The organism is Ruegeria sp. HKCCD6428 (assembly GCF_013110595.1).
Classification (GTDB): Bacteria; Pseudomonadota; Alphaproteobacteria; order Rhodobacterales; family Rhodobacteraceae; genus Ruegeria.
Genome location: NZ_WVQX01000011.1, coordinates 27,404 through 45,369 on the forward strand (window position 1 = coordinate 27,404; position 17,966 = coordinate 45,369).

The window sequence follows — 17,966 nt, forward strand, 5'->3', positions numbered from 1 at the left end:
TCCTCCCTAAAAGCGCGACGATGACGTGAGAGTATGACGCTTAGCCTTGGTCTTGCAAGACACTGGCAAAGGACGCTTTCTTGACGATCAGAACCGCCTGCGTGCGGCTTTGAACACCCAGTTTTCGCATTATTGCTGTCACGTGCGCTTTGACCGTCGTTTCCGCAATCGACAAGTCATAGGCGATTTGCTTGTTCAGTTTGCCTTCGCAGATCAGTTGCAGGATGCGCGCCTGCTGATTTGTCAGTGTCGCCAGTCGTTTTACGGCTTCGCCGTGTTCGTCCTCTTCCTCTGCGTCAATCAAAACACAGCCCTCCGGCACGAAAACGTCACCGGCATGCACTGTCTCGAATGCAGTGCGGAACACGTCGCGCTGACTGTGCTTGGGGACATAGCCTGATGCGCCGGCCTGTATCACCTGGCTGACAACGCGGTTATCCGTCAGCGACGACACCACGATCACCGGTGCGTCCGTGGAAGCCTTCAAGCGGATCAGACCTTCCAGACCGTCCACATCCGGCAAATTGAGATCCAGCATGACCGCATCGGGCTTCAGCCCACTTGCCAGCAGATCCAAGGCGTCCTCCAGTCGGTCTGCCGTATGGACTTCCCGGATCTGAGCCACACTTTGCAGGGTCATCGACAAGGCGTCGCAAAACAACGGATGGTCATCAACGATCAGAACGTTATCGAAGTCATTGCGCGCGGCGGATTCAGCAAACATCTGGTATAGCCTTTTGCATTCAAATGGTCTCCAGCCTAACCAATCCTAGCAACGAATGAAAACCACGCATACTGGCGGAAGGTCGTATAACAACGCGCACCCCGGATCAGGGGTACGCGTCAGGGTTTTGTCGGATCCCGGATCAGTTCACCGAAGCCAGTTCCTTTGGCAGGCGGAAGATCCACAAGGTACCACCCTGGTTCAGATAGTTGACCTTCTTGACCACATCACGCCCCAGAACGAGATCACCAAGTTGCCGGCCTTCGGAGATCTGTTGGGCCAAAAGGCCGCCCGGGCCATTCGCACCTATATCGAAACACGCCCCGACGATGGTGCGCTGGACGATTATACGGATCGGCTGAAAGAAATCCGTGACCTGCTGGCATCCATGGCCGACGGTGGAGAAGGTGATGCCGCAGCGCTTCAGTCGGATCTCAGCCAGATTGCCAGCACAGTGGAAACAGGATCGGGCGCCCTGTCGATGACAGCGTGGCCTTCCGCGAAGCTGTTTTGATCTCAGCCGGCAGCCCTGATTTCTCATAGGCGGCGAAACAACTCACAATTGGATTGTCTGCCGCGTAACAGGAAGGCAGACTGAGGCACATGATCGGACGCACGTTTTCTTTCTCCCTGTTGGCTGCCGCTCTTTCAACCGGAATGGCGATGGCCCGATGCGAGGATCGTGTGTCTCAACCCAAACCACAAAACGCCAGCCGGGATATCCTTGGCGCTGATCTCGATACCATCGTCGCGCGCGGCTATATCAAATTTGCGGCTTATGACGACTTTGCCCCGTGGTCCTATGAGAAAGACGGCAAGATACAGGGCGTGGATATCGACACCGGAACATTGATCGCCGAAGAGCTGGGTGTTGACGCGCGTTTCAATCTGGTGGCTGCCGGCGAAAACCTTGAGGCCAGGCTGACGCCGGAGCTTGACTTCAATACCCCACCCCTTCCCGGTTTTGCCGTCAGTTCATGGACCGCTGGCGTGGACGTTCATTTCGCCTATAGCGGCCTCAGCTATGCTGTTGACGACGCCATTTATGCGGCATTGCAGGACAGGCGCATCGCCGAAATCTCCAAACGTCGCGGCCTTACACATTCACCCCCTGCCCTGCGGTGACTACACCCAAGGTCTTATAGGCAAGGCTGCGGACACCGCGTAGCGTAACAAAAATATACTTGGAGAAGTGAAATGGAACTCAGTGACAGCCGCGTCATCGCCGCGCCGCGATCCAAAGTCTGGGCCTCGCTCTTGTCGGCAGAAGTTCTTAAGGAATGCGTGCCGGGATGTCAGGAGATGACAGGTTCGATCGAAGACGGGTTCGAGGCCACCGTCGTGCAAAAAGTAGGCCCGGTCAAAGCGACGTTCAAAGGCTCTGTAACCCTTTCTGATCTCGTGGAGCTTGAAAGCGTGAAGTTATCGGGTGAAGGTAAGGGAGGAGCCGCCGGATTTGCCAAAGGCGCGGCCGACGTCACCTTGTCGGATGCCCCCGAAGGCACACTGCTGACCTACGCGGTCGATGCACGCGTCGGTGGCAAACTGGCTCAGTTGGGGGGGCGCGTGATCGATGGGGTTGCCAGAAAAATGGCCGACCAGTTCTTTGAGAACTTTCAGAATGCGGTCGAACCTCAGGATGCGCCCGAGCCCGAAACCTCGGAAGAAGGCGAGTCCGGGGAAGAAAAGAAAGGTTGGATCAAGCGCGTGTTAGGCGGTTAATCCTTTGGAATTCAGGGAGGAGAAAGTCATGAAAATTTCCATGACCGTGAACGGCAAAGCCGTAAGCGGAGACGTCGAGGGCCGGACATTGCTGTCCGGTTTTCTGCGCGATCATCTGTCTTTGACGGGCACGCATGTGGGGTGTGACACTGCGCAATGCGGCGCTTGCGTGGTGCATGTGAATGGCGAAGCGGTGAAATCGTGCAACATGCTGGCTGCCGAAGCAGATGGGGCTGATGTCGGCACGATCGAAGGTCAGGCCAATTCGGATGGGTCGTTGAACGTGATCCAGCAGGCGTTTCAGGATCACCACGGTCTGCAATGCGGATTCTGCACTCCGGGCATGGTGATGAGCGCCGCCGCGCTGCTGAAAGAGAACCCGCGCCCGACCGAGGCCGAAATCCGGAAGTATCTGGAGGGCAACCTGTGCCGCTGTACCGGGTATCACAACATCGTCAAGGCGATCATGGCCGCATCCGGCCAGGACGTGGGCAGCATCGCTGCGGAATGATGCCGCTGCGGGCGTCGGAAGCACGCCCGTGGGATGAGTGAAGGATGCAGCAGCATCCGTTTATGGGAGGAGAACAAGCAATGCCCAAAGACAGTGGCATCGGAGCCAGTTCCAAGCGGCGCGAGGACGTGCGCTTTCTGACCGGAGCAGGCAATTATACCGACGACATCAACGTACATGGCCAGGCCTATGTGCATTTTCTGCGGTCCGACATCGCGCATGGCCGGATCAAATCCGTGGACACTTCGGCGGCCGAAGGCATGCCGGGTGTGGTCAAGGTGTTTACCGGCAAGGATTTCGAAGGCGTGGGCGGCATGCCCTGCGGCTGGGAAGTCACCGACAAGCACGGCGCGCCGATGCAAGAGCCGCCGCACCCCATTCTGGCGCAAGGCAAAGTGCGTCATGTGGGCGACCCGATCGCAGCCGTTGTGGCCGACAGCCTTGAGCAGGCCCGCGACGCGGCAGAGGCCATCGAAGTGGATATCGAGGAACTGCCCGCGGTGATCGAAATGAAGGCAGCCGCGCAGGATGGCGCGACGTTGGTCCATGACGATCTGAAGAACAACATCTGCTATGACTGGCAACTGGGTGAGGCGGACGATGCCAAGGTGAACGAGGTGTTTGCCAACGCCGCGCATGTCACCACGCTGGAGCTTGTGAACAACCGTCTGGTCGCCAACCCGATGGAACCGCGCGTGGCCGTGGCGGAATACAGTCGGGGCACGGATGAATACACGCTCTATACTACGTCGCAGAACCCGCATGTGATCCGGCTGCTGATGTGCGCCTTTGTGCTCGGCCTGCCCGAGCACAAGGTCCGCGTCGTGGCGCCGGATGTGGGCGGCGGTTTCGGCACCAAGATTTTCCACTATGCGGAAGAGGCATTCTGCACCTTCGCCGCCAAGGCCTGCAACCGCCCGGTCAAGTGGACGGCCAGCCGGTCCGAGGCGTTCATGTCGGATGCACAGGGCCGCGACCATGTCAGCAAGATCGAGCTGGCGCTGGATGCCGACAACAATTTCGTAGGCCTGCGTACCAACACTTACGCCAATCTGGGCGCGTATCTATCCACCTTCTCCAGCTCGGTCCCGACCTGGCTGCACGGCACGCTGATGGCGGGCAACTACAAGACGCCGGTCATTCAGGTGAACGTGAAGGCAATGTTCACCAATACGGTGCCGGTGGACGCCTATCGCGGCGCAGGCCGCCCCGAGGCGACGTACCAGCTGGAACGTGTGATCGACAAAGCCGCGCGCGAACTGGGTGCCGATCCGATCGCCCTGCGTCGACAGAACTTCATCACGCAGTTCCCCTACGACACGCCGGTGGCGCTGACCTATGACACCGGGGACTACAACGGAACGATGGACAAGCTTGAGGCCGCCGCCGATCTGGCAGGTTTTGCAGCGCGGCGCGCGCAAAGTGAAGCCAACGGCAAGCTTCGGGGTTTGGGCATTAACTGCTATATCGAGGCCTGCGGCATCGCGCCTTCCAACATTGTCGGCATGCTCGGGGCCCGAGCGGGCCTCTATGATGCAGCAACTGTTCGGGTTAATGCGACAGGCTCCATCAGCGTCATGGTCGGCGCGCACAGCCATGGACAGGGACACGAGACGGCCTTTCCGCAGGTGGTGGCCGACATGATCGGTATCGACGAGTCGATGGTCGAGATCGTACATGGCGATACCTCGAAAATCCCGTTCGGTATGGGCACATACGGTTCGCGTTCGCTGGCGGTCTGTGGCTCGGCCATGGTCAAGGCGACCGAAAAGGTGATCGACAAGGCCAAGAAGATCGCCGCCCACCTGCTGGAGGCATCCGAGGCCGATATCGAGCTCAAGGACGGTCAGTTCAGCGTTGCGGGTACTGATAAGTCAGTGGCCTGGGGCGATGTGACCCTGACGGCCTATGTCCCGCACAACTATCCGCTGGAAGTGGAGCCCGGATTGGAGGAAACCGCTTTCTATGATCCGGCCAACTTTACCTTCCCGGCAGGCGCCTATGCCTGCGAGGTCGAGGTCGATCCGGAAACCGGTCAGGTCAGCATCGAGAAATTCACTGCGGCGGATGATTTCGGCAACATCATCAATCCAATGATCGTGGATGGTCAGGTCCATGGCGGTATCGGTCAGGGCATCGGGCAGGCGCTGCTTGAGAACTGTGCCTATGACGAAAACGGCCAGCTGCTGAGTGCGTCCTTCATGGACTATGCGATGCCGCGTGCGGATGACGTGCCATTCTACGGCGTAGATCATTCCAGCCAGACACCATGTACGCACAATCCCTTGGGCGTAAAGGGCTGTGGCGAAGCCGGTGCGATCGGGTCGCCACCTGCGGTCGTCAACGCGGTTCTTGACGCGCTGAATTCGGGCGGCAAGGCGGTGGACCATATCGACATGCCGGTCAGCCCCTCGCGCGTTTGGGCGGCGATGAACGGTTGAGTGGAGAGAGCGGACCGGGGGCCGGCCCGTCGCCATTGGTTTCTCGGACCAATGACGCAACCAATAACGACCCCCGGGATATTTACAGCCAGATGAAGGGCGGATCCGCGCCTTTCGGAAAGGAAAGACGAAATGTACAGTTTCGAGTTTGAGAAACCCTCGACCATTGCTGATGCGGTTGCTGCACTGGCCGCCGAGGATGCGCAGGCGTTGGGGGGCGGACAGACGCTGATCCCAACATTGAAGCAACGGTTGGCGGCCCCGTCCAAGTTGGTGTCGGTCAGCGGAATTCCCGAGATGCAAGGCGTTTGCATCGAGGATGACGGATCGGTGTCGATCGGTGGCGCGACGCCCCACGCTGTCGTCGCCCGCGAGGCCGCAGGGTCGTATCCAGCGCTTGCAGCGCTGGCCGGTCAGATTGGCGATCCGGCAGTCCGCAACCGCGGGACGATTGGCGGCTCGGTTGCCAACAATGACCCTGCGGCCTGCTATCCGGCAGGCGTATTGGGATCAGGGGCGACTATCGTGACCAATACGCGCCAGATTGCCGCCGATGACTTTTTCCAGGGAATGTTCACGACAGCACTGGATGAGGGTGAAATCATCACATCAATCCGTTTCCCGGTACCGCAAGCCGCGAGCTACCGGAAATTCCTTCAGCCAGCGTCGCGTTTTGCGCTTGTTGGGGTCTACCTGGCTCGCTTTGCGGACGGCGTACGCGTCGCGGTTACCGGCGCGAGCGAGGACGGCGTTTTCCGGTGGTCCGAGGCTGAACAGGCGCTGAACAATGAGTTTCGCCCTGATGCCCTTATGGACCTGCGTGTAAACCCGGCAAACATGATTGCGGATCTGCATGGGAGCAAGGCGTATCGGGCGCATCTTGTTTCGGTCATGACCAAACGCGCGGTTGAAGACTGCTTGTAAAGAATTGGTCGGGAAAATCGAAAAGTCCCGGTGTTAACCGGGGCTTTTTATCCTTGCAGCGTCACCACTTTCCCATTGGGGCGTACACAGATCGCGATGCGCTCGCCGGCTGCCCGCGCAAGGGTCGCTGCTATTTCAGCCTCAGAAGCATGACAGAATGCCGTTGAAAGCGCGTCTGCCGTTGTAGCATCCGGTGCCTGGACACTGACCGTTGACCAAAGCGGAGCGTTTTCGCCCATCGGGTCGATTACGTGAGCACTGCCGGACCGCAGACGCATGGCGCCGGGACTGGACGTAGCGATGGCGCGGTCTTTCAAATGCGTGACTTCGACAGGTCCGTACACTGGATCCGAGACACCCAGCAGCCACTGATGGCTACTTGCATAATACTCTCCGATATTGACCAAAACCTTGCCCCACCCAGCCTTGCGCAAGGCGCGAACGACCAGATCGGTGGCGAAACTTTGAGCGATGCCGTTCAAGGTAAGCGCTAGTCCCTGCCCATAGCACTAAGGCGGCCCTGCAACCTAAGTTGCAACCGCAAGGAAATCGAACTTGGCGGGTGTAGCTGGCGGGTGATTCGGCCCTCGCCGGTCCGGTGTGCAAAATGTCACCACGTCAGCCAAGGGCGACGGACGTACGGGGTATTCGGCCGGTCGACAGGGGGCAGGTTTGGTTCGCCGATCAGTGCGGCTTTGGCCTCGGGGTGATATTGGGGTTTTTCACGTCAAAGGCGACGCTTTGCCAAATAAGAACAGGCCGCCCAGATGGGGCGGCCTGACCAGGTTTTATTTCTTTTGCCTACGCGTTACTCGGCTGCCTGCGTGCTGCTGGCAGAGTGCTTGTCACGCTGACTGTCGCGGAACAGCGCCTTGGCCAGCGATACGCACATCAGGCCCATCACCATGGTGAACGGAAGCGCACCGATGATCATGGCATTGCGCAGCGCGTCCATAGGGTTGTTTTCACCCGCCGCCAGGATCAGCGCACCGATCACTGCCGTCAGGATCACACCCCAGATGATGCGGTGCTTGATACCGGTTTCCTGGCTACCACCTGACATGATGGTGTTCATCACCAGAATACCCGAGTCCGCCGAGGTCACCAGGAAGGTCATGATCAGGATCACGCACATGACGTTCAGCATGGACAATAGCCCACCGTCGATCATGTAGGACAGTGTGGTGAACAGCTTGTTGGTGTTCGATGCACCGATGATCGCACCTTCTGCCGCGCCTGCCAGTTCCAGATCGATCGCTGTGCCGCCGAGAACGGTCATCCAGGCAAAACACACCAGTGCAGGTGCGAACACGCAGCCCAAGATGAACTCGCGAACGGTACGACCTTTGGAGATGCGCGCCAGGAACAGACCCACGAAGGGCGAGAACGCGATCCACCATGCCCAGTAGAAGGTGGTCCAGCCTGCCTGCCAGCCGAATTGACGACCTTGCTCACCCGCAGCATAAGCCGCGGCCAAGGTTGCTTCGTCCAACTCGGCTGCTGCACCTTCCAGACCGCTTTTGAAGCCGTCGAAGCTGCCCCAGGCGTTGGTCGCCCCACCCATCAGGTCTGCGGCATGTGCTTGCGCCTCGGCCGGCAGGGCCGCTGCGAATGCTTCGGCCGACAGCGGACCATAGGCGTTAAAGCTGAGTGACAGGAAGTGCAGGATGTAATCGACCATGGCAGTACCATAAGTGGTCATGGCAAACACAAACGAGCCGAAGACCACGAAAGTGCCCAACAAGATGATCGACAGCACCAGATTCAGGTTGGACAGGTACTTAACACCCCGGCCAACACCGGATACCGCCGAAATGATCGACAGGCCCATGATGACGACCAAGCCTGAAATCAGACCAACCTTGCTGGGGGTCGGCACCTCGCCACCCAAATCCATGATCCACTGCATGCCGGTGATCGCATAAAGTCCGTCGATGAACTGGCTGACGCCATAACCAATGGTTACGGACACACCGAGGATCGTCGCGACAACGCCCAAAACGTCGACCACGTGGCCGAAAAAGCCGTTGACGAAACGGCCAAACAGCGGAGTCAGCGCCGAGCGGATCGTCAAAGGCATGTCGCGTGTGTAAGCGTAGTAAGCCAACGACAGGCCGGTCACCACGTAGATCGCCCAAGCGTGGAAGCCATAGTGTAGAAAAGTGAAGCGGTAAGCCGATTGCAATGCCTCAGGTGTGTTACCTTCGACCGCGCCGGAAACGACAACCGGGTTAGATCCCCAAAGGCCCAGCGGTTCTGCTGTGGCGAAAACCATGAGCCCCACACCAAGACCGGCACCGAACATCATGGAAAACCATGAGAAGTTCGAAAACTCGGGCTTTTCCCCCGGCGTTCCCATGATCCGACGACCCGTGGACGGAATGATCGCAACAACGGCCAGGAAGAAGAAGAAAAAACCGACAATGACGATGTAGAAGCTGTTGAAGACCTCCAGCAACTGGCTGTTCAGGCTGCCCAATGTGCTGTTTGCATTCGCTGGGAAAACCAGGGCCCACAGGACCAGCCCGACCATGATGGCCTTGCTGATCAGGGCAATTGGGACGCTGTAGTTTTCATAGAATCCGGAATCAGCCGTTTCTATTTCAACGTCCGTGAAAGGTTCGGGTATCGACATATCGCGCGTTCCTCCTCGAGTGTGTCGTTTTTGTTCTTCTGAAAAAGTGCTGGAAAACATCGCGTTGCACGACGTGGACAATCATGCACGTTGCACAAACCGATGCTGAGTTGTGTTCAGCCCAAACTTGGGCTTGCAGTAATAACGCGTGCTCCCATTACGTCTCTTACTGCAAATTTCCTCCGATTACTTGCTGCCTGCTGTCATCACCGGTCCTGGTGGTAAGTCAGCCTGAGGTTGAATATCGTCGCAGCATCCAAAGTGGTTGTTGGGTTTCCAGTTTCGAAAAACCTATAGCAAGGGTGAGATGTTCTAACTTGAGAATCCGACACTTCGATCACATGAAGCGACCACCGAATTCACTCGATTGCGATGTTAGCGAGAACACTACGGCGACATGATTTGTTGTGACCACTGCGTCCTTCACAGCTTCAAGACCAGTTTATCGGACTTGGCCCGCGAAACGCAGGTGCACAGGAATTCGTGGCTTTCCTGCTCTTGCGGTGTGAGTATTCCGTCGCGGTGATCGACCTGCCCTGACACTACGTCAACAATGCATGACCCGCACAACCCTTCAGAGCAGCCGAAATCGACCTGCACGCCGTTGCTTTGCAATACTTCGAGAATGGTTTCCTCCTTTCCGACCGGGTAGACCGCTCCGGTTGACTGGATTTCGATCTGAAATTCCGCGTTTGGGTCGTGGTCGATGTCAGAAGCGGGTGCAAATCGTTCAAAATGGATTGCCCCGCCACGCAAGGATGCACCTGCTTCCAAAACAGCATTCAGCATCGGTTCAGGTCCGCAGGTATACACATCCGCACCGACGGGCATCGATTGCATGACCGATGCCAGATCAAACCTGCCGTCTGTGTCGTCGCAATGCAAATGATACCATTCCTCCAGCCCAAGGGACCTGAACTGCGCGTCCATCGCTGCAAATTCTTTCGATCTTACAAGGTAGTAGACCTGAAAATCCTGCCCGCGGTTCATCAGTTCCCGCGCCATTGCAACCAGCGGAGTCGCCCCGATGCCGCCTGCGATCAACGTGACATGCCGATCGTGGTTTTCGAGTTTGAAGTGATTCCGCGGCCCGCCGATTTCGACCATCGCCCCTTCTTGAAGCGCGTGCATGGCCACCGAGCCGCCACGCCCTTCATCTTCGCGTTTGACGGCGACATTGATTACACGGCCGTCCTGACTCCAGCTCCACAGTGAATACTGCCGCACCAGATCGTCGGCCAGATGGATATCGACATGTGCGCCGGGTTGAAGGCTTGTGAAGCGGCCGTTTTCGATTTCAAAGCAAAAATCGGACGTGTCCGGGCTCAGCCGTGTTTTGCGCACGAGGCGGGCAACTTGTGTATCCATCACACATCCTGTTCGTTCTCGGTCGACTTTGGTTCTGTACCCGATCGCAAACAGCAGGAAAAAACATAGATTTCAATTGCAAAATTTCTCACATTCGGATGAATGTAACTCACCTCTACCTTTTGAGCTACGCAGCACCCATGTCACGACGCCACTATAATCTTCCACCACTCACGACTTTGTCGGCCTTCGAGGCCGCCGCGCGGCATCTCAGCTTCAAAGAAGCGGCCGGCGAACTGTCGGTTACGCCAGGCGCTGTCAGCCACCAGATAAAAGCGCTGGAAAGTGAACTGGGTTCGGCGCTGTTCGTCAGAAAGCACAGGGGCGTAGAGCTGACCGAGGATGGCCAGGACCTGTTTGAAGTGCTCGGTTCGTCGTTCCGGCAGATATCGAAGGTGCTTGAAAAGATTCGCAGCGGCGATTCAGAAAATCCGGTGACGGTCGGGTCCACTACCGCAGTGGCGGCGTTGTGGCTTTCTCCGTCGGTCATCCGGTTCTGGCAAGACTACCCGCACGTAAAAGTGAACCAGATGGCGCAAGACAAGCCATTCTCGGACAGACCGGATATCGACTTTTTCATCCGTTACGGTCGTGACGTGAACTCGCAGCTGAACCATACTAAACTGTACCGTGATACTCTGACGCCGGTCTGTAGCCCCGAGATGGCCATGGAACTGAAGGGGGCAAGCCTTGAAGACCTGGTCGAACGTCGCCTGATCCACCTTGAAACGCAGGACAACACCTGGACCACTTGGCCGTCTTGGTTTCACGACCTCGGATATACCGGAGTTGTACCGGTGCAGTCGCGCGTAAACAGCTATGCGTTGGCGTTACAGTTGGCCCGGAAAGGGGCCGGGCTTGCATTGGGGTGGAAACGCTTGATCCAGCCCATGCTGACATCAGGAAAACTTGTTGCGCTGGAAGAATTCAGCCTCCCTGCCCCGAACAATTTTTACCTCGTCGGTCGCCCGGACGACCAACTGACAGAAGGTGCCCTGGCGCTGAAAAACTGGTTGCTGGATGAATTGTCCGGGGGTTCGGTTTAGTCTGCCTCAATCGGCCATGAGGTTTTTTGATATTGAATGAAGCCGGCTCGACCGGCCAATGGGAGTAACGTTCAACACATTCCGAATTACTCAGGAGCAACCGATGAACAAGCATTCAGCGCTTTCGTCTGTTCTGACCCCGGTAAACACCGCCAAGGGCCTGCCGAACGAGCATTATATCGATCCCGATGTCTTCGCCGAGGAACGGGAGGCGGTCCTGTTCGCGAACTGGTCGGGCATCGGTTTTGGCAAGGACATTCCCGAAGCGGGAGATGCCTTTCCGATCGACTTCCTCGGTGTGCCGCTTCTGATGGTGCGCGACCGTGACGGGCAGATCGGCGTTTTCCAGAACACCTGCCGCCATCGCGGAATGATTTTGGTCGACAAGCCGCAGAAAATCCGCGGCGCGATCCGATGCCCCTATCACAGCTGGTGTTACGGCCTGAATGGCGAACTGCGCACTGCGCCGCATGTCGGTGGCCCCGGACAGAACACACATGAAGATCTGGACTTTGCTGAACTGGGCCTGATCCGCATTCGTTCCTATGTCTGGCGCGACGTTGTCTTCGTAAATGTGGATGGCAACGCCCCGGAGTTCGAAGAGGTCCATCGCGAATTGATGGAACGCTGGAAAGATTTCGAACAGCCCATGTATCATGGCGGTGCCGGCGCGTCTGTCCGGCTCGAGCTGGAGTCGAACTGGAAACTGGCGGTCGAGAATTTCTGCGAAAGCTATCACCTGCCCTGGGTTCACCCGGGTCTCAACAGCTATTCGCGTCTGGAAGACCACTACAACATCAATGAACTGGGCAAGTATTCGGGTCAGGGCACCTACGTCTATCGCCAGTTTGAAGGTCAGAACGGCGAAAAACTGGATGACTTCCAGAATTTGAGCGAAAAGTGGAACGAAGGGGCGGAATACATCGTCGTGTACCCGAACACCTTGCTGGGTGTTCAGCGCGACCACGGATTCGCGTTCATCATTGATCCGATCACGCATGAGCGGTCGAACGAAAGGATCGAGCTGTACTACGCCAAAAAACCGGAAGACGCACCCGAGCACGAAGCGTTGCGCGCAAAGAACGCGCAGCTTTGGAAAACCGTTTTCGAAGAGGATGTGTTCGTGGTCGAGGGCATGCAGAAAGGCCGTCATGGTGTCAAATTCGACGGCGGCCGTTTCTCGCCCGCGATGGATGGCCCAACGCATTGTTTCCACCACTGGGTGGCCACTCAGATCGAAAAAGCCCGTGCCGAGGCATAGGCGGCTTTCCGGCCGGATCATGGGCCGAGGGCGCCACGGATGTATCCTGCTCGGTCATTTGCAATCAGGAACATCGCAGATGCAGGCGATGTTCCGCGATCGCGCAAAGACGCATGCGGATGCGTCTGATGGGTTCATCAAGGGCCGGTCCGCATCGTTAACGGCGCTGGGAAATCAGAACTCAGGCGCAAAAAGGTAGAAAGCGTATGATGATTACGTACAGACCAACACACGTCGCGTTTCCGGTAAGAGGCTGACCTTGGATCTGCAAGAACTCGACAAGCACCTGTTGCAGGCTCATGCGGATAATGATGTGCCTGCGCTGATCCGGCTGTACCACGAGGCAGCCGACCGGGCCGAGCAAAACCAGGATCTCGACGCTGCTTGTTTTTACCTTACACATGCGTTTGTGTTCGCGCTGGAATACGGCGCGCCCGAAGCGGATGAGTTGAACCGAAAACTATACGAGCGCGGCCGCGCCCATCGTTTGGTGTTCTGACGAAATCGGTGTAGTTGGGGTATCGTGCTGGCAAAGAGACAAAGCATGACCCATTTTACCTTTCTGTGCCTCGAAGATTTCCCGCTTGCTGCCTTGTCCATGGCCATCGACCCGCTGCGCGTGGCCAATGAGATCAGCCGCAGCGATGGTCTTGGCTGGACTGTCGTTTCGGAAGATGGGCAACAGATCATGTCCAGCTCACGCCTCAGCATCAACCCTGACAAGGCATTGTCCGAGGTGGAGGAAACTGACGTCGTGCTGGTCTTTGCCGGGGCCTCAGCCCGGTTGAAGGATCGCAAGGCTTCGGGCGGAGCGCTGCGGCGGCTTTTGTCCCGTGGCGCGCGGATCGGTTCGGTCAGCGGCTCACTTTTTGCGCTGGCGGAAGAAAAGTTCTTCGATGGTTACAGCTGTAGCGCGCATTTCTGCTATACTGCTGCTTTGAAGGAACAATTCGACAGGGTGAACCTGTGCGACACGCTCTATACGATAGATCGCAACCGAATGTCCTTTGCCGGGACTTCAGCGGTTTTTGAATTCATGCTGGGCGTGATTTCGGATGAGGTGTCCGATGCGGTTGCCGTCGAAACGGCCTGCTGGTTCCAATACGCGACTTTGCGTGATGCCGATACATTGCAGGTTTTGCCAGGCTACAGCAAAAATCAGACCCGCAATGCCCTGCCGCGCCCGGTTCGGCGGGCCATCGAGTTGTTTGCAAACAACATCGAAAACAAGATCTCGATCGAGCAGGTTTCGAAACGCGTTGGCATGTCCATCCGGCAATTGGAGCGGCATTTCAAGAAGGAAACCGGGATCAGCCCCGGAGGCTACTATCGCAGGCTGCGACTGGATGCGGCGCGGCAGAAACTGCTTTACACCGACCAGCCTTTGCAGGAAATCGCGCTTTCGGTCGGGTATGACAGCGCCAGCTCGTTTTCAAGCAACTATCGGCGCGAATTCGGTCTGCCGCCGACTCAGGAGCGCAAGGACCGAAGCCGCGGCGCCAGACACGCGGCTTTGTCCTTCGGGCACCGTCCTTCACAGGGCCCTGGCCACCTCGATCAGCATGTGGTGAACTGAAATCGCATAGCTGCGTGGCGCGTAGATCGAAAAATCCGTTCCCGCTTCATTGCAGCGCAGCAGGCATCCCACATGATGGATTGCGGTGCGGTTGAAGGCTCCGGCCTGCATCTGTTCGACATCCAGAACGGTCAGTCGTTGCAGCAAGCCTGTTGCACCCTGCCCGGTCATGTCGATGCGTGTAAACGCGTCCGACTGATCGGTCACCGACGCTATGCCGGCCAGCTCGGCTTCCATACACCTGGCCAGGTCCAACGGGCCTGCAAAAGCTTCTTCGCACAGGTACTGATCCGGGCCCAGCCAGTGCAGGCTGCTGGTTTCGCCCTTTTCCCACCGCCCCGCCTCAGGCGCCGGGATTCCGCAAACGGTTTGAAGTTTGGCTTTGACGGTTTCCTCCTGTCCCAACCGGGCCGAGACGGATGCCAGCGCCACATCCTCCCGTTCCTGAAAGGTCAGAGTTCCGACCACGTCCCGTTTGGGTTCACTGCCGCCAATGGCGGTCTTGGTAACAAAATCACGCACGGAGCCGTTCTCCTTCGGGGTCAACGAAATGCGCGCTGACAAGCGTCGCTTTGATGTTGGTGTCATCCACCGGGCTGACAATCTGCACGGTGTCGCCCAATCGCTGCGCCCCGCGTTTTACAAAGGCCAGGCCGATGCTGCTGGACAGGTGCGGCGAATAGGCAGCCGATGTGACATAGCCCAGATCGTTTTCCGGCAGGTGTGGCGCATCCTCGTCGAACACATGGCCGCCTGCCAGCACGGTATCGGCGTTGTTGACCGGCTGAATGCCGACCAAAGCCAGGCCATCCGGATCGGTCAGTGCTTCGCGTGCGCTGAGCGTCGCACCGATACTGTCTTTCTTGGCTGAGACCATGCGCCCCATGGCCAGATTGTGGGCGCTGGTGGTTCCGTTCAGTTCGTTTCCGGTGGCATGGCCCTTTTCAATCCGCAGAACGCCAAGCGCTTCGGTGCCATACGGCGTTACGCCAAAGGGCTCTCCAAGCGCCATCAGATGTCGGATCAGCGCGTCACCGTACCGGGTAGGCACAGCCAGCTCATAGGCCAACTCGCCCGAGAACGAGATGCGGAAAAGCCGCGCCGGGATCCCCCCGGCAATGGTCACCTCGCCACACGCCATAAAGGGAAAACCTTCGTTGCTGATGTCATGGCCGTCATCAACGACCTTTTGCAGCAACTCGCGGGATTTCGGGCCCGCTATGGCATATTGTGCCCAGGCGTCGGTGGTCGAAATCATCTGCACATCCATGTCCGGAAACAGGCATTGGCGCACGAACTCCATGTGGCGATAGACACCAACCGCGTTTGCGGTTGTGGTGGTGACCACAAAGTGATCCTCGGCCAGGCGGGCGGCGGTGCCGTCATCCATGGCAATACCGTCTTCGCGCAGCATCAGACCATAACGGGTCTTGCCCACCGGCAGTTTGGCAAAGCCGTTGCAATAGATCTTGTTGAGGAACTCTGCGGCATCCGCGCCCTGCACGTCGATTTTGCCCAGCGTGGTCACGTCGCAGACGCCGACACCGCTGCGTACGGCCAGAACCTCGCGATCCACGGATTCGCGCCAATGGGTCTCACCAGCCTTGGGGAACCATTGCGCACGCAGCCAGGGGCCCACCTCGACGAATACCGCGCCCTGTTCTTGGGCCCATTGGTGGCTGGGCGTCAGTCGCGTAGGTTTGAATTCTTTTCCGACCGAGCGCCCGGCCCAGGCCCCCATCGCCACGGGCGTGTACGGTGGCCGGAAGATGGTCGTGCCGGTTTCGGGAATGCTCTTGCCGGTGATCTCGGCCATCACGGCCAGCGCGCCGACATTCGCGGTTTTGCCCTGATCCGTCGCCATACCAAGGGTGGTATAGCGTTTCAGATGCTCGACACTGCGGAAGCCTTCCTGTTCGGCCAGTTTGACATCCTTGACGGTCACGTCATTCTGGAAATCCAGCCAGGCGCGGCCTTTGCCGGGCACATGCCACAACGGGGTGATACGGATCTCATCATCCTCGGCTTTCGGCAGGTTGACCGGACAGGCCCTGATCCCCAGGCCGTCAAGCGCCGCAAGTGCCGCATTGGTGCCCGAGGAGATCGCCCCGTGGCTGGTCAGGTTGCCCGCGGCGGCACCGGCGACAGCCATACCTTTCGGCAGCTCAGCCGGTGGGATGAAGGCTGCAAGCGGTTCGAACCATTGCGGGCGGCCGCGCTGATGGCATGTCAGCTGCACATTCGGATTCCACCCACCCGAAACGCCCAGACCGCTTACTTCGATGGGGCGGGTCTGACCATCGGCCATCTGCACGGTGATCGATTTCAGCCCCAAACGGCCCTGCGCGTTCGTGACCTGCGCCCCGGCCAGCAATTCACATTCGGCAATGCGCGGTGCATCGTGGCGCGGGTCGATCACGGCAACAACTTTGATCCCGGCTTTGATCAAATCCTGTGCGGCGCGGTGTCCTTCGTCATTGTTGGTGAAGATCGCCACGCGCTGGCCCGGTGTCGCAGCCCAGCGGTTTGCATAGGCCCGCATCGCGCCCGCCAGCATTATGCCCGGTCGGTCGTTGTTTTCGAAAGCAATCGGACGTTCGGTAGAGCCGGCACAAAGCACCGAGTGCTTCGCGTAGATGCGCCACAGAATCTGGCGCGGTTTCCCCGCCTCGGGCACCGCAAGGTGATCCGAGACCCGCTCAAGCGCGCCGTGAATGCCGTGATCATAGGCGCCGAACACGGTGGTGCGCGTCAGAAGGCGCACATTGTCCATCGACGCCAGCTCTCCCAGTGTCAGCGCGACCCAATCGGCATTCGAAATGCCCTCGAACCGATCACAGTCAGACAACAGACGCCCACCCATCCGGCTGTCTTCGTCCGCCAGAATGACCCGCGCGCCAGACCGCGCCGCCGTCAACGCCGCGATCAGGCCGGAAGGACCGGCGCCGATAACCAAGACATCGCAATGCAAATAGCCCTTGTCGTAGATATCCGGGTCGGCCTCCTGCGTCAGGCTGCCCAGACCGGCCGCCTTGCGGATCATCGGTTCATAGAGCTTTTCCCAGAACGCCTTGGGCCACATGAAGGTCTTGTAATAGAAACCCGCCGTCAAAAAGGGCGAAAGCCGATCATTGATCGACAGCGCATCGAAGGCGAGCGAGGGCCAGCGGTTCTGCGATGTCGCCTCGAGCCCATCGAACAGTTCGACCGTGGTCGCGCGTGTGTTGGGCTCCTGCCGGTTGCCCGTACCCAGCTCGACCAGCGCGTTGGGCTCTTCCGAGCCCGAGGCCAGCACACCGCGTGGACGGTGGTATTTGAACGAACGGCCAACCAACCGCACGTCATTGGCCAGCAGCGCCGAGGCCAGCGTATCACCCTTATAGCCTTCGTAGGATTTGCCATCGAAGGTAAAGCGCAGCTTTTTGGACCGGTCGATCAGACCGCCCTGCAAACGATTGTTCTGGGTCATTTTCCCCGTCCCGTCTTGCGGGCTACATCCCGCGCCAGTTCTGTTGCCAGAATTTCATGGGTCAGCGTGTCGCGTGTCACAACCAGCCACGAGCGGTCGCCCTGCTCGTGAAACCACAGCTCTCGGTGGGTTCCTGCCGGGTTCTCGCGCAGGTAGACATAGTCGTGAAACTCGGCGGCGGCCGTGTCGGATTGCCAGTCGGGCCGATTGATCAGGCTCGCGTCGCCCAGATAGGTGAATTCGGACGCGTCTCGCGGGCCAAGCAGTGGATGATTGATGATCATGTGCG

At 58.4% G+C, this 17,966-nt stretch carries 17 protein-coding genes and 1 pseudogene; 10 read left to right on the forward strand and 8 right to left on the reverse strand.

All coding sequences use genetic code 11. From position 1 onward, the window contains the following. Positions 1-40: 40 nt before the first annotated feature. Both GS620_RS19080 and GS620_RS19085 read right to left on the reverse strand, forming a co-directional pair. Positions 41-724: a response regulator transcription factor gene (locus tag GS620_RS19080; RefSeq protein WP_171617423.1), complete on the reverse strand. Its 684-nt coding sequence runs from the start codon at positions 722-724 to the stop codon at positions 41-43. Positions 725-866: 142 nt separating this feature from the next. Then, positions 867-1,007, reverse strand: coding sequence for a hypothetical protein (locus GS620_RS19085; RefSeq protein WP_171232055.1), 141 nt, complete (start codon positions 1,005-1,007; stop codon positions 867-869). Here GS620_RS19085 and GS620_RS19090 point away from each other — a divergent pair. The 6 genes from GS620_RS19090 (at position 999) to GS620_RS19115 (ending at position 6,322) form a co-directional block, all read left to right on the forward strand. Then, entirely contained in the window at positions 999-1,238 is a 240-nt protein-coding gene (locus tag GS620_RS19090) for a hypothetical protein (protein ID WP_216597957.1), read from the forward strand. The two genes, GS620_RS19085 and GS620_RS19090, sit on opposite strands and share 9 nt — an antisense overlap. A gap of 89 nt (positions 1,239-1,327) precedes the next feature. After that, positions 1,328-1,849: a transporter substrate-binding domain-containing protein gene (locus tag GS620_RS19095; protein ID WP_171617424.1), complete on the forward strand. Its 522-nt coding sequence runs from the start codon at positions 1,328-1,330 to the stop codon at positions 1,847-1,849. A 72-nt stretch (positions 1,850-1,921) separates the two neighbouring features. After that, on the forward strand, positions 1,922-2,446 hold the full coding sequence (locus tag GS620_RS19100) for a CoxG family protein (RefSeq protein WP_171617425.1): 525 nt from the start codon (positions 1,922-1,924) through the stop codon (positions 2,444-2,446). Positions 2,447-2,474: 28 nt separating this feature from the next. Beyond that, complete coding sequence (locus tag GS620_RS19105; protein WP_171205170.1) at positions 2,475-2,957, forward strand: (2Fe-2S)-binding protein; 483 nt, start codon at positions 2,475-2,477, stop codon at positions 2,955-2,957. Positions 2,958-3,037: 80 nt separating this feature from the next. Beyond that, positions 3,038-5,398, forward strand: a complete 2,361-nt coding sequence (locus GS620_RS19110; RefSeq protein ID WP_152460329.1) for a xanthine dehydrogenase family protein molybdopterin-binding subunit — start codon at positions 3,038-3,040, stop codon at positions 5,396-5,398. A gap of 132 nt (positions 5,399-5,530) precedes the next feature. Continuing rightward, positions 5,531-6,322 carry a xanthine dehydrogenase family protein subunit M gene (locus GS620_RS19115; protein ID WP_171617426.1) on the forward strand — a complete coding sequence of 264 codons (792 nt, stop codon included), beginning with the start codon at positions 5,531-5,533 and terminating at the stop codon, positions 6,320-6,322. Between the two features lie 47 nt (positions 6,323-6,369). Here GS620_RS19115 and GS620_RS19120 read toward each other — a convergent pair. From GS620_RS19120 to GS620_RS19130, 3 genes and pseudogenes are all read right to left on the reverse strand, one after another. Continuing rightward, a pseudogene (locus tag GS620_RS19120) lies at positions 6,370-6,807 on the reverse strand (FAD:protein FMN transferase); the annotation flags it as partial. Positions 6,808-7,130: 323 nt separating this feature from the next. Further along, positions 7,131-8,957 (reverse strand): BCCT family transporter, encoded by a 1,827-nt coding sequence (locus GS620_RS19125; protein WP_152460331.1) that lies wholly within the window; start codon positions 8,955-8,957, stop codon positions 7,131-7,133. 423 nt (positions 8,958-9,380) lie between these two features. Beyond that, positions 9,381-10,325, reverse strand: a complete 945-nt coding sequence (locus tag GS620_RS19130) for a PDR/VanB family oxidoreductase (RefSeq protein ID WP_171617428.1) — start codon at positions 10,323-10,325, stop codon at positions 9,381-9,383. Between the two features lie 140 nt (positions 10,326-10,465). On the opposite strand from GS620_RS19130, the gene GS620_RS19135 reads away from it, so the two are divergent. The 4 genes from GS620_RS19135 (at position 10,466) to GS620_RS19150 (ending at position 14,208) form a co-directional block, all read left to right on the forward strand. After that, positions 10,466-11,371, forward strand: a complete 906-nt coding sequence (locus GS620_RS19135; RefSeq protein ID WP_171205174.1) for a LysR substrate-binding domain-containing protein — start codon at positions 10,466-10,468, stop codon at positions 11,369-11,371. A gap of 103 nt (positions 11,372-11,474) precedes the next feature. Beyond that, positions 11,475-12,632, forward strand: coding sequence for an aromatic ring-hydroxylating dioxygenase subunit alpha (locus GS620_RS19140; protein WP_152460334.1), 1,158 nt, complete (start codon positions 11,475-11,477; stop codon positions 12,630-12,632). A 259-nt stretch (positions 12,633-12,891) separates the two neighbouring features. Then, on the forward strand, positions 12,892-13,131 hold the full coding sequence (locus GS620_RS19145) for a hypothetical protein (protein ID WP_171119331.1): 240 nt from the start codon (positions 12,892-12,894) through the stop codon (positions 13,129-13,131). Between the two features lie 45 nt (positions 13,132-13,176). Next, positions 13,177-14,208 (forward strand): GlxA family transcriptional regulator, encoded by a 1,032-nt coding sequence (locus GS620_RS19150; protein ID WP_171119332.1) that lies wholly within the window; start codon positions 13,177-13,179, stop codon positions 14,206-14,208. Here GS620_RS19150 and GS620_RS19155 read toward each other — a convergent pair. From GS620_RS19155 to GS620_RS19165, 3 genes are read right to left on the reverse strand one after another with little or no spacing between them, the layout of a single operon-like run. Further along, on the reverse strand, positions 14,167-14,730 hold the full coding sequence (locus GS620_RS19155) for a sarcosine oxidase subunit gamma (protein ID WP_171119333.1): 564 nt from the start codon (positions 14,728-14,730) through the stop codon (positions 14,167-14,169). The two genes, GS620_RS19150 and GS620_RS19155, sit on opposite strands and share 42 nt — an antisense overlap. Then, entirely contained in the window at positions 14,723-17,677 is a 2,955-nt protein-coding gene (locus GS620_RS19160) for a sarcosine oxidase subunit alpha family protein (protein ID WP_171617429.1), read from the reverse strand. Before GS620_RS19160 ends, GS620_RS19155 begins: the two co-directional genes overlap by 8 nt. Then, positions 17,674-17,961 (reverse strand): sarcosine oxidase subunit delta, encoded by a 288-nt coding sequence (locus GS620_RS19165; RefSeq protein ID WP_171364392.1) that lies wholly within the window; start codon positions 17,959-17,961, stop codon positions 17,674-17,676. Before GS620_RS19165 ends, GS620_RS19160 begins: the two co-directional genes overlap by 4 nt. Between the last annotated feature and the right edge of the window lie 5 nt (positions 17,962-17,966).